The sequence below is a fragment of the Cellulomonas sp. P4_B5_2 genome (assembly GCF_056402235.1).
The window spans coordinates 1-12,633 of record NZ_JBFUHU010000069.1 but is presented as its reverse complement, the minus strand read 5'-3'; the positions used below and the strand labels follow the sequence as shown (position 1 = coordinate 12,633).

Sequence of the window (12,633 nt, the reverse complement as noted above, 5' to 3'; positions counted from 1 at the left end):
GGTCTCGGCCGTCCGGGTGATCGTGGTGCGACCGGATGGGGCGAATGCGCAGGTGGGGCCCACAACAGGTGACTGCAAGTTGCAGCAACGCCTTGCACCGGTCGTGCTGCGCCCCTAACCTCGGGCACGCCGCGGCCCGACGACGGGTCGTGCCCGCCCGTCGAACCCCGGAGCCACCGATGCACMGTCGCATCCGCTACGCCGCCCTCCTCGCCGCGCCCCTGGCCGTTCTTGCACTCACGTCGTGCTCCAGCAGCGCGCAGAGCGCCCTCGACCCCAGCGCGGAGATCACCGTGTGGGCCGACGAGTCCAGGACCGCGGCGCTCGAGTCGCTCGGGGAGCAGTACACGGCCGACACCGGTGTCGCGGTCCACGTGGTCGGGCACGACAACGAGACCATCCGCGACGACTACTCCCAGGCCGTCGACCGCGGGGACGGGCCCGACGTCCTCATCGGTGCGCACGACTGGCTCGGACAGCTGGTGTCGACGGGCAGCGTCCTGCCGGTCGAGCTGCCGGACCCCACCGCGTTCGTGCCCGTCGCGGTCGAGGCCATGGCGTACGACCACGTGACCTACGGCGTCCCGCTGTCGACCGAGAACGTGGCGCTGGTCCGCAACGACGCGCTCGTCTCGTCGACGCCGGCGACGTTCGACGCGCTGGTCGCGCAGGGCCAGGAGGTCGTCGAGCGCGGCGCCGCCGCCTACCCGGTGCTGCTGCAGCAGACCGAGGCCGCGAGCGACCCGTACCACCTCTACCCGCTGCAGACCTCGTTCGGTGCTCCGGTGTTCGCCACCAACGAGGACGGCTCCTACTCGGACCAGCTGGCGCTCGGCGGGGACGCCGGCCACGCGTACGCGGACTACCTCGCCGCGCTCGGGGAGCAGGGCGTGCTCGACCCCGCCATCACGTCCGACGTCGCCAAGGCGGCCTTCCTGGCCGGTGAGTCGCCGTACATCGTCACCGGTCCGTGGAACACGGGGGAGTTCGTGGACGCCGGCCTGCAGATCAGCGTCCTGCCGGTGCCGCCCGCCGGCCCGCTGCCGTCCCAGCCGTTCGTGGGCGTGCAGGGCGCGTTCGTCAACAGCTCGAGCCTGCGCGCGGCGGCCGCCACGGACTTCGTGACCGACTTCCTGGCGACCCCGGACGCGCAGCTGACCCTCTACCGGGAGAGCGGGCGCGCACCGGCGCTGCGGGCCGCGGTCGAGGAGATCACCGACGACGCCGTCGTGCGCGGGTTCTCGGCCGCAGGTGCCGACGGCGCGCCGATGCCCTCGATCCCGCAGATGTCCGTCGTCTGGACGTTCTGGGGCGGCTCGGAGCACCTGGTCATCTCCCGCAGCGCGGACGCGCACCGGCTGTGGGACGAGATGGTGGCGAGCATCGCGGCGGCGATCGCTCCCGAGGCGCTCGAGCAGTAGCCGCGAACGGGCGTCAGGGGCGCGGGACCGCCGTGAGGCGCACGCCGTCGCGGCCGGTGCTCGGCGTCGGCACGCCGAGCGAACGCAGCGGGCGGGCCGGCTCGGGGACGATCGCCATCGCGCCGGTGGTCGGCCGCGGACCGCGGACCGGGAGATTGGGAGCAGCCCTGCCGAGGAAGTTGCCCTGCACGCGGGTCACCCCCATCGCGGCGAGCGCGGTGAGCTGCATCGGCGTCTCGACACCCTCGGCCACGATCCCGAGACCGTGGGTCTGCGCGAGGGCGACGATGGCCCGGACGACGCCACGGCCGCGCTCGGAGCCCATGTCCCGCACGAACGACCGGTCGATCTTCAGCTCGTCGACGGGCAGCCGGGCGATCCGCGCCAACGAGCTGTAGCCGGTGCCGAAGTCGTCGACCGCGATCCGGGCTCCGCGGGCTCGCAGCTCCGAGAGCACGGGGACCGCCGACGACGTCCGCACGAGGGCGCTCTCGGTGATCTCCAGGGTGAGGTGCTCCCAGAAGGCGTCGCCCCAGGCGGTCTCGATCTGCTCGAGGGCGTCCGGCTCGGCCAGCTGGCGAGCCGCGACGTTCACCGACACGGGCATCTGGAACCGCTCGAGCGCCCGACGGGCCTGGCGCAGCACCTCGAGCCCGATGGGCACGATCAGGCCCGACTCCTCGGCCAGCTCGAGCCAGTCGGCCGGGAGGATGAGGTGGCCGTGGTGGTCCCACCGTGCGAGCGCCTCGACCTGGACGATCTCGAGCGACTCGGCGTCCACGATCGGCTGGAAGTAGGCGGTGAAGTGACCGTCGGCCACCGCCGCCTCGAGCGCGGCCCGCTGGTGTCGCTCCGCCTCGACCCGGCGGCGCAGCGCCCGGTCGAAGACCCGGAACCCGGACCGGGAGCGCTTGGCCTCGAGCATCGCCGTGTCGGCGTGCCGGACCAGGGCGTCGGCGTCCACGACGTCGCCGGGGAGCCACGTGGCGACGCCGACGGTGAGTCGAGCAGGTCGGCTGCCGCCGGCGCGGTCGATGAACCCCTCGCGGATCGCCCGGGCGATCGCGACCAGGTCCGCGTCCTGGGGCGCCCGGCCGAGCACGACGACGAACTCGTCGCCGCCGACACGCCCGACGTACGCCTCATGGTCCGAGAGCGCGTTGCGCAGGTAGTCGGCGACGCGGACGAGCAGCGCGTCCCCGTGGGCGTGACCGAAGGAGTCGTTGACCCGCTTGAACCCGTCGAGGTCGCAGTAGATGAGGGAGACCCGGGTGCGCTCGACGTTCGCCCGCTCCAGCGTGGCCAGGAGGTGCTCCTCGACCGCTCGGCGGTTGGGCAGGCGTGTGAGCGGGTCGGCGAAGGCCGTGGTGTGCAGCCGCTCGCTCAGCTGGTAGCGCTCCGCGGCCGCGGAGACGATCTGCGCGAGGTCGATGAGGAAGGTCCGCGCGGCCGGGGGGTGCTCGACCTTGTCGGAGGAGAACAGCTCGGTGACGAAGCGGTCGCGGGCGATGGGCCGCAGCGATCCCTCGATGCTGGGGTCGCGCAGGATCGTCCGGGCCTCGTCGCGGGCCGTGAGGAGCAGGCCGTCGGCGTCCTTGACGAACCAGGCGGAGTTGGCGAGCCGGGCCAGGGCGTCGCGCATCTGGTGCTGACGGACGGCCGCGTCCTGGGCGTCGCGCAGCCGGTAGAGCGCGAGCACCTCGATGCCGACGGCGAGCGGGATGGCCCACAGCGCGGCGCACATGGCTCCGAACGTGAAGTCGCGCACCAGCACGCCCGCGGTGAAGATGGCGAGCGACTCGGCACCGGCGATGACGAGGAGCAACCCGAAGGCGGTCACCCGGGTCCGGCCGACCGCGACCACGACGTAGGACACGACGACGGCCGCGGGCGCCAGCAGCAGTGCGGCCGAGAGCACGTCGGCATCGGGGACGTAGCTGTCGAGCGGGATCCACCAGAGCCCTGCGCGTGCGACGAAGAGGGCGATCGTGGCCCAGAGCCAGTACCGGGTGCTCGGTCCACCAGCGATGGCCCGCGTGGCGGGGATCGYGATGACGAGGAAGCCGGCGACGAGCTGCGCGTGGACGAAGACGAGGACGTCGCGCACGGTGCCGGGCGTGGTCAGCGCGAACAGCCCACCGGCCAGGAGCACCAGCGCCATGTGGATCGACCAGGCGAGGGACCAGGCGGCGCTGGCCGGCCGGACCTCCCCGCGCCACCACACCCACTGGAGCACGCAGAAGCCGCCGACCAGGCCTGCAGCGAGAAGCTGCAGCACGGTGACCCACGTAGGAACGGTTCCGAGCACGATGGGGGCATCGTCACATCGTTGCCCCAGGATGACGTGGCATCCGGGTGACGGAGGTGCGTTCCTGCACGTGGCACGTGATGGACGTCGCGTCCGGAGGACCGTTCGCGGGCGGTAGGGTGAGCGCCGCAGAGACATTCCTTTAAGACCCGTCCAGTGAGGCGGGGAAGGAGTTTGCTTGATGAGCACAGGTACGCCCGCGCCCGCCTCGGATGCTGTCGACGACGACGCCAACGTGGTCCTCGGCGCCCCGGAGATCGGCCGGGCCCTCACCCGCATCGCGCACGAGATCCTCGAACGCAACAAGGGCGGCGCCGACGTCGTCCTGCTGGGCATCCCCACCCGAGGCCTGCCGCTCGCGCGTCGTCTTGCCGAGCGCCTGATCGCGGTCGAGCCGAGCCTCGACCCCGCGCTCCTCGTGGGCAGCCTCGACGTGACGATGTACCGCGACGACCTCGCGCACCACCCCACCCGGACCATCGGCGCCACGGACATCCCGGGCGGAGGCCTGGACGGCAAGGTGGTCGTGCTCGTCGACGACGTCCTGTTCTCGGGACGCACCATCCGGGCGGCCCTCGACGCGATCAGCGACCTCGGCCGGCCGAGGGCGGTCCAGCTGGCGGCGCTCGTCGACCGTGGGCACCGCGAGCTGCCCATCCGCGCCGACTACGTCGGCAAGAACCTGCCGACGTCCACGAGCGAGCGCGTCCGCGTGCTGCTCGAGGAGAACGACGGCCGCGACGCCGTGCTGATCGAGGGAGGGGTGCGATGAAGCACCTGCTGTCCACCGCCGACCTCGACGTCGCCGACGCCGTCCGGATCCTCGACACCGCCGGCTCGATGGCGGCCACGCAGGGCCGGGAGATCAAGAAGCTGCCCACGCTGCGCGGCCGCACCGTGGTGAACCTGTTCTTCGAGGACTCCACGCGCACCCGCATCTCGTTCGAGACCGCCGCCAAGCGGTTGTCGGCGGACGTCATCAACTTCTCCGCGAAGGGGTCCAGCGTCTCCAAGGGCGAGTCGCTCAAGGACACCGCCCTGACGCTGCAGGCGATGGGCGCCGACGCGGTCGTGATCAGGCACCACGCGTCCGGGGCACCGCACACGCTCGCCACGTCCGGCTGGACCACGGGTGCCGTCATCAACGCGGGCGACGGGATGCACCAGCACCCCACGCAGGCGCTGCTCGACGCGTACACGCTGCGCCGGCACCTGTCCGGTCCGGGCGACGTGACCGGTCGCGACCTGGTCGGGCTGCGCGTGGCGATCGTCGGCGACGTGCTGCACAGCCGCGTCGCACGCTCCAACGTGCACCTGCTGCACACGCTCGGCGCGGAGGTCGTGCTGGTGGCGCCCCCGACCCTGCTGCCCGTCGGGGTCGCTGCCTGGCCCGCGCGCGTCTCGTACCACCTGGACGAGGTCATCGCGGACGAGAAGCCGGACGCGGTGATGATGCTGCGGGTCCAGCGCGAGCGCATGTCGAGCGCGGGGGGCGGGTTCTTCCCGAGCCCGCTGGAGTACACGCGCCGGTACGGCCTCGACGCCCGCCGGCTCGCCCTGCTGCCGGAGCACGCGATCGTGCTGCACCCCGGTCCGATGAACCGCGGCCTGGAGATCTCCGCCGACGCCGCCGACTCGCCGCGCGCGGTCATCGTCGAGCAGGTGGCCAACGGCGTGGCGGTCCGCATGGCCGTCCTGTACCTGCTGCTCTCGGGCGGCGACGCCCCTGCTCGAACGGCGGGTTCGGGGGCCCCCGAGAAGAGCTCCGACGAGACGAAGGTGGACGCGTGACGAGGAACTACCTGCTGCGGGACGTCAGCCCGCTCGGCGACGGCACGACCGACGTGCTGCTCGCCGACGGCGTGATCGCGGCGATCGGGCCGGACGCCGAGGCGCAGGCCGGCCCCGACCCGGTGATCATCAACGGCGCCGGGCTGATTCTGCTGCCCGGCCTCGTCGACCTGCACACGCACCTGCGCGAGCCGGGCCGGGAGGACGCCGAGACGGTCCGCTCCGGCACGCGCGCCGCCGCGATGGGCGGGTTCACCGCCGTGCACGCGATGGCGAACACGACTCCGACGCAGGACACCGCGGGCGTCGTCGAGCAGGTCTGGCGGCTCGGGCGCGACGCCGGCTGGGTGGACGTGCGACCGGTCGGAGCCGTCACGGTCGGCCTCGAGGGCGAGCGGCTGGCGGAGCTCGGCGCCATGGCCGAGTCCGCGGCGCAGGTCCGGGTGTTCTCCGACGACGGCAAGTGCGTGCACGACCCGGTCGTGATGCGGCGCGCCCTGGAGTACGTCAAGGCGTTCGACGGGGTCATCGCGCAGCACGCGCAGGAGCCGCGGCTGACCGAGGGCGCCCAGATGCACGAGGGCGTGGTCTCCGCCGAGCTGGGTCTGGCCGGCTGGCCCGCGGTCGCGGAGGAGGCGATCATCGCCCGCGACGTGCTGCTCGCCGAGCACGTGGGCTCGCGGCTGCACGTCTGCCACCTGTCCACGGCCGGCTCGGTCGAGATCATCCGCTGGGCCAAGTCCCGGGGTATCGACGTCACCGCAGAGGTGACCCCGCACCACCTCATGCTCACCGACGAGCTGGCCCGCGGGTACGACCCGGTGTTCAAGGTCAACCCGCCCCTGCGCACCCAGCGGGACGTCGAGGCGGTCCGCGAGGGCCTGGCCGATGGCACGATCGACATCGTCGCCACCGACCACGCGCCGCACACGCGCGAGGACAAGGACTGCGAGTGGGGCGCCGCGGCCTTCGGCATGACCGGTCTCGAGACCGCGCTGTCCGTCGTGCAGGAGACGATGGTCGACACCGGCCGCATGACCTGGGCCGACGTCGCCCGCGTGCTCTCGACCACCCCGGCGCGCATCGGTCGGGTCAGTGACCACGGCCGGCCGATCGCCGTGGGGGAGCCGGCCAACCTCACGCTGGTCGATCCGGGCATCCGCCGGACCGTGGTGCCTGAGGAGCAGGCGACGCAGAGCGTGAACTCGCCGTTCCGCGGGCGCGAGCTGTCGGGCTGCGTGATCGCCACGTGGCTGCGCGGCCGCGCGACCGTGATGGACGGGTCGGCGTGCGACGAGAGCGTGGTGGTCAGCTCGTGACCCGCCAGGCGGTCTCCACGGTCGTCCTCGTCCTGGTGGTGATCGTGGCGTTCTGGGGCATGCGCGCCGGCTGGAAGGCCCGCACGCGGCGGTCGTCGGCGCTTGTCCCGGCCCTCCCGGTCGCTCCCGCCGCACTGGGTGCCGAGCGGCTGGGGCCGGTCGACGCGACCTACGTCTCGACGACCCGCGCGGGGGACTGGCTCGACCGGGTCACCGCCGAGGGGCTCGGGGTGCGCAGCCCCGCGCAGGTCAGCGTCTTCGACGCCGGCGTGCGGATCACCCGCCAGGGCGCGCCCGACCTCTTCGTGCCGACCGCAGCCCTGCGGGACGCGACGCGTGCGCCCGGCATGGCCGGCAAGGTCGTCGGGGGAGAGGGCCTCGTCGTCCTCACCTGGCAGGCCGACCCCGAGGACCCGCGCGGTCTGGACACCGGCCTGCGACCCCAGCATGCCGCGGACCGCGAGCGGCTCATCGACGCACTGACCACCTTGACCTCGGGCCCCGCGCCCGCGCAGGAGGAGAACTCATGACTGCCACCGACACCCCGCACGCGGTGCTCGTCCTCGAGGACGGCCGGACGTTCACCGGCCGTCCGTACGGCGCCGAGGGCTCCACGCTGGGCGAGATCGTCTTCAACACCGGCATGACCGGCTACCAGGAGACCCTCACGGACCCGTCGTACCACCGCCAGATCGTCGTCATGACGGCCCCGCACATCGGGAACACCGGCGTGAACGACGAGGACGACGAGTCGTCGCGGATCTGGGTGGCCGGCTACGTGGTGCGCGACCCCGCACGTCGTGCCTCGAACTGGCGGTCGGTCCGCACGCTCGACGACGACCTCGTCGCGCAGGAGATCGTCGGCATCAGCGAGATCGACACCCGTGCGCTGACCCGTCACCTGCGGGAGCGTGGCGTCATGCGCGCGGGCATCTTCTCCGGCGCCGCGCTGCTGGACGAGAACGGCGAGCGCAAGCCGGACGACGAGCTGCTCGACGTCGTGCTGGCCGCGCCCGCGATGGCGGGTGCCGACCTGGCCGGCGAGGTGTCCACGGACGCCGCCTACGTGGTCGAGCCGATCGGGGAGCACGTCGCGACGGTCGCGGCGGTCGACCTGGGCATCAAGGCGATGACGCCGCAGCGCCTCGCCGAGCGCGGCGTGCGGGTCCACGTGCTGCCCTCCAACGCGACCATCGACGACGTCCTGGCGACCTCGCCCGACGGCGTCTTCTTCTCGAACGGGCCCGGCGACCCCGCCGCGGCGACCCACGAGATCGACCTGCTGCGGGACGTGCTCGACCGACGGATCCCGTTCTTCGGCATCTGCTACGGCAACCAGCTGCTGGGCCGCGCGCTCGGCTACGGCACATACAAGCTGGGCTACGGCCACCGCGGCGTGAACCAGCCGGTGATGGACCGGGCGACGGGCAAGGTGGAGATCACCGCGCACAACCACGGGTTCGCGGTCGACGCGCCGCTGGACGGCGAGTCCGTCGCACCGCACGACGGCGGTCGCTACGGCCGGGTCGTCGTCAGCCACGTCGACCTCAACGACGACGTCGTCGAGGGCCTGCAAGCGCTCGACCTCCCCGCGTTCTCGGTGCAGTACCACCCGGAGGCGGCCGCCGGTCCGCACGACGCCGCGTACCTCTTCGACCGGTTCCTCGACCTCATGAACGCACAGAAGGGTGCTGCCTGATGCCCCGGCGCACAGACATCAAGAGCGTTCTCGTCATCGGGTCCGGCCCGATCGTCATCGGCCAGGCGTGCGAGTTCGACTACTCGGGGACGCAGGCCTGCCGCGTGCTCAAGGAGGAGGGCCTGCGGGTCATCCTGGTGAACTCCAACCCGGCCACGATCATGACGGACCCGGAGTTCGCCGACGCCACCTACGTGGAGCCGATCACCACCGAGATCCTCACCACGATCATCGCCAAGGAGCGCCCGGACGCGATCCTGCCGACGCTGGGTGGCCAGACGGCCCTCAACGCGGCGATCGCGCTGGACGAGGCCGGCGTGCTGGAGAAGTACGACGTCGAGCTGATCGGCGCCAACATCGCGTCGATCCAGAAGGGCGAGGACCGCGAGCAGTTCAAGGAGGTCGTGGAGGTCTGCGGCGCCGAGAGCGCGCGCTCCGCGATCGTGCACACCATCGACGACGCGCTCGCCGCCGTCGACGATCTCCTGTACCCGGTCGTCGTGCGGCCCTCGTTCACCATGGGCGGACTCGGCTCGGGCATCGCGTACGACGAGACCGACCTGCGCCGCATCGTCGGGCAGGGGCTGCACTACTCGCCCACCACCGAGGTGCTCCTCGAGGAGTCGATCCTCGGCTGGAAGGAGTACGAGCTCGAGCTCATGCGCGACAAGCACGACAACGTCGTGGTCGTCTGCTCGATCGAGAACGTCGACCCGGTCGGCGTGCACACCGGCGACTCGGTCACCGTCGCCCCGGCGCTGACCCTCACCGACCGCGAGTACCAGCGGCTGCGGGACATCGGCATCGCCGTCATCCGCGAGGTCGGGGTCGACACCGGTGGCTGCAACATCCAGTTCGCCATCGAGCCGTCCACCGGCCGCATCGTCGTCATCGAGATGAACCCTCGGGTCTCGCGCTCGTCGGCCCTGGCGTCCAAGGCGACCGGCTTCCCGATCGCCAAGATCGCCGCCAAGCTCGCGGTCGGCTACACGCTGGACGAGATCCCGAACGACATCACCGGCGGCTCGACGCCGGCGTCCTTCGAGCCCACGCTCGACTACGTCGTGGTCAAGGTCCCGCGGTTCGCGTTCGAGAAGTTCCCCGCGGCGGACGACACGCTCACGACGACCATGAAGTCGGTCGGCGAGGCCATGGCGCTCGGACGGAACTTCACCGAGGCGCTCGGGAAGGCGATGCGGTCCCTCGACAAGAAGGACTCGGTCTTCCACTGGACCGGCGACGCGCTGGCGGGCGACGCGCTCGACGCGCTGGTCGCGACGATCTCGCGGCCCACCGAGCACCGCCTCGTCGACGTGCAGCAGGTGCTGCGGTTCGGCGTGTCCCTGGAGAAGGTCTATGAGCTCACGGGCATCGACCCCTGGTTCCTGGACCAGATCCAGCTGGTCAACGAGGTTGCCGAGCAGACCCGCACGGCCGACGCCCTGACCCGCGACGTGCTCCTGCACGCGAAGCGTCACGGACTGTCGGACGCGCAGATCGCGACGCTGCGCCGGACGTCGGAGGACGCGGTGCGCCGTGCACGCCACGCGGTCGGCCTGCGGCCGGTGTTCAAGACGGTCGACACCTGCGCCGCCGAGTTCGCCGCGAGCACGCCCTACCACTACTCCACGTACGACGAGGAGACCGAGGTCGCCCCGCGCACGCGGCCGGCCATCCTCATCCTCGGCTCGGGCCCCAACCGGATCGGCCAGGGCATCCAGTTCGACTACTCCTGCGTGCACGCCGCGCTGGCGCTCAAGGGCGAGTTCGAGACCGTCATGGTCAACTGCAACCCCGAGACGGTCTCCACGGACTACGACACCTCGGACCGCCTGTACTTCGAGCCCCTGACGTTCGAGGACGTGCTCGAGGTCTACACCGCCGAGCTCGCCGCCGGACCCGTCGAGGGCCTCATCGTCACGCTCGGCGGTCAGACGCCCCTGTCGCTGGCCCAGCGCCTGCTCGACGCGGGACTGCCGATCCTCGGCACCTCGCCGGCCGCGATCGACGCCGCCGAGGACCGGGGGGAGTTCGGCAAGGTGCTCGAGGCCGCGGGCCTGCCGGCTCCGGCGTTCGGCACCGCCACCACGCAGGCGGGCGCCCGCGACACGGCCCGCCGGATCGGCTTCCCGGTGCTCGTGCGGCCGAGCTACGTGCTCGGCGGCCGCGGCATGGAGATCGTCTACAGCGAGCCGCAGCTGGACGAGTACGTCAAGCGCGCGCTCGACAACGCGGCCGACGGGGGGCGCGCGGGCACGCTGCCGCCGCTGCTCATCGACCGCTTCCTCGACGACGCCATCGAGATCGACGTCGACGCCCTGTTCGACGGCACGGAGCTGTTCCTCGGCGGCGTCATGGAGCACATCGAGGAGGCCGGCATCCACTCCGGCGACTCCGCGTGCACGCTCCCGCCGGTGACGCTCTCGACCTCGGAGCTGGAGCGCATCCGGCTGTCCACGGAGGCCATCGCGCGCGGCGTGGGGGTGCACGGGCTGCTCAACATCCAGTTCGCCCTGGTCTCCGACGTGCTCTACGTCCTCGAGGCCAACCCGCGGGCGTCGCGCACGGTGCCGTTCGTCTCCAAGGCCACGGGGGTCTCCCTGGCCAAGGCCGCGGCCCTGGTCATGGCGGGGCGCTCGATCGCAGACCTGCGCGCGATGGGCATCCTGCCCGTGGACGACGCGAGCGTCCTCGACCTCGACTCACCGATCGCGGTCAAGGAGGCGGTGCTCCCGTTCAAGCGGTTCCGCACCAAGGAGGGCGTCGTCGTCGACACCGTGCTCGGCCCGGAGATGCGCTCGACGGGCGAGGTCATGGGCTTCGACGTCGACTTCCCGACCGCGTTCGCCAAGTCGCAGGACGCCGCGTTCGGGGGACTCCCCACGGGCGGCCGGGCGTTCATCTCTGTCGCCGACCGGGACAAGCGCTCGATCGTCTTCCCGGTGAAGCGCCTGGCGGAGCTCGGCTTCGAGATCCTGGCGACCGAGGGGACCGCGGCGGTCCTGCACCGCAGCGGCATCGCCTCGACGGTCGTCCGCAAGTACTCGTCGGGTCGCGGCGCGGCGGGGGAGCCGACGATCGTCGACCTCATCACCGCCGGCGACGTCGACATCGTGGTGAACACCCCGTCCGGCCAGGGTGCTCGCGCCGACGGCTACGAGATCCGCGCGGCCACGGTCGCGGCGGACAAGGCGATGGTCACCACTGTGCAGCAGCTGGGTGCGGCGGTCCAGGCCATCGAGGCGCGACAGGCGGGACCGTTCCGGGTGACCAGCCTCCAGGAGCACGACGCGGCCGCTCTGGTGCGCCGTGAGGCACGCGCGGCGGCCCGCACGTGACCGCCCCGTTCGGGACGCGCCTGGCGGCCGCCATGGAGGCCCACGGGCCGCTGTGCGTCGGCATCGACCCCCACACGAGCCTGCTGGACGCGTGGGGCCTGCCGGACGACGCCTCGGGGTTGCGACGGTTCGCCGTGACCGTCCTCGAGGCGGTCGGGGGCCAGGTGGCCGCCGTGAAGCCGCAGGCGGCGTTCTTCGAGCGGCACGGCTCTGCCGGGGTGGCGGTGCTCGAGGAGGTCGTCGCGGTCGGCCGCGAGTCCGGCACTCTGGTCATCGTCGACGCCAAGCGCGGGGACATCGGCTCGACCATGGGCGCGTACGCGGACGCCTTCCTGCGCGACGGCTCGCCGCTCGCCGGTGATGCCCTGACCGTGTCGCCGTACCTCGGGTTCGGGTCGCTCGACCCCGCCGTCGACCTCGCGCTCTCATCCGGACGGGGCCTGTTCGTCCTGTGCCTGACCTCCAACAAGGAGGGCCGGGAGGTGCAGCACGCGCGCACCGAGGACGGCGCTACCGTCGCGGCCGTCGTGGCCGCGCGAGCGGCTGCGCTGAATGCGGGGGCGGTGCCGATGGGGTCGGTCGGGCTCGTCGTGGGCGCGACGGTCGGAGACGCGGCGGCCCGCACCGGCGTGGACCTGGCCGCGGTGAACGGCCCGCTGCTCGCCCCCGGCGTGGGTGCGCAGGGTGCGGGACCGCGCGAGCTGGCCCAGGTCTTCGGGTCCGCGCGCGGTCAGGTGCTCCGCGCGCGGTCAGGTGC

The 12,633-nt window shown here is 72.4% G+C and carries 9 protein-coding genes; 8 read left to right on the top strand and 1 reads right to left on the bottom strand.

The genetic code is table 11. From position 1 onward, the window contains the following. The first annotated feature begins 179 nt into the window (after window positions 1-179). Window positions 180-1,421 carry a sugar ABC transporter substrate-binding protein gene (locus tag AC1DUQ_RS06945; RefSeq protein ID WP_477073549.1) on the top strand — a complete coding sequence of 414 codons (1,242 nt, stop codon included), beginning with the start codon at window positions 180-182 and terminating at the stop codon, window positions 1,419-1,421. 13 nt (window positions 1,422-1,434) lie between these two features. Here AC1DUQ_RS06945 and AC1DUQ_RS06940 read toward each other — a convergent pair whose 3' ends face one another. Beyond that, complete coding sequence (locus tag AC1DUQ_RS06940) at window positions 1,435-3,699, bottom strand: putative bifunctional diguanylate cyclase/phosphodiesterase (protein WP_477073548.1); 2,265 nt, start codon at window positions 3,697-3,699, stop codon at window positions 1,435-1,437. Between the two features lie 211 nt (window positions 3,700-3,910). Here AC1DUQ_RS06940 and pyrR point away from each other — a divergent pair, with 211 nt between their 5' ends. The 7 genes from pyrR to pyrF all read left to right on the top strand — a co-directional run. Continuing rightward, window positions 3,911-4,501 carry a bifunctional pyr operon transcriptional regulator/uracil phosphoribosyltransferase PyrR gene (gene pyrR, locus AC1DUQ_RS06935; protein WP_056094934.1) on the top strand — a complete coding sequence of 197 codons (591 nt, stop codon included), beginning with the start codon at window positions 3,911-3,913 and terminating at the stop codon, window positions 4,499-4,501. Next, a complete protein-coding gene (locus AC1DUQ_RS06930) occupies window positions 4,498-5,520 on the top strand; it encodes an aspartate carbamoyltransferase catalytic subunit (RefSeq protein WP_477061998.1) in 1,023 nt (340 codons plus the stop codon). Before pyrR ends, AC1DUQ_RS06930 begins: the two co-directional genes overlap by 4 nt. Next, window positions 5,517-6,839, top strand: coding sequence for a dihydroorotase (locus AC1DUQ_RS06925; protein WP_477061999.1), 1,323 nt, complete (start codon window positions 5,517-5,519; stop codon window positions 6,837-6,839). Before AC1DUQ_RS06930 ends, AC1DUQ_RS06925 begins: the two co-directional genes overlap by 4 nt. Next, a complete protein-coding gene (locus AC1DUQ_RS06920; RefSeq protein ID WP_477062000.1) occupies window positions 6,836-7,369 on the top strand; it encodes a PH-like domain-containing protein in 534 nt (177 codons plus the stop codon). The genes AC1DUQ_RS06925 and AC1DUQ_RS06920 overlap by 4 nt, the downstream gene beginning before the upstream one ends. After that, a complete protein-coding gene (gene carA / locus AC1DUQ_RS06915) occupies window positions 7,366-8,538 on the top strand; it encodes a glutamine-hydrolyzing carbamoyl-phosphate synthase small subunit (RefSeq protein WP_477062001.1) in 1,173 nt (390 codons plus the stop codon). Before AC1DUQ_RS06920 ends, carA begins: the two co-directional genes overlap by 4 nt. Continuing rightward, complete coding sequence (gene carB / locus AC1DUQ_RS06910; RefSeq protein WP_477073547.1) at window positions 8,538-11,876, top strand: carbamoyl-phosphate synthase large subunit; 3,339 nt, start codon at window positions 8,538-8,540, stop codon at window positions 11,874-11,876. Before carA ends, carB begins: the two co-directional genes overlap by 1 nt. Before the next feature lie 32 nt (window positions 11,877-11,908). After that, on the top strand, window positions 11,909-12,633 hold a 725-nt coding region (gene pyrF / locus AC1DUQ_RS06905; protein WP_477073550.1), incomplete at its 3' end, for an orotidine-5'-phosphate decarboxylase.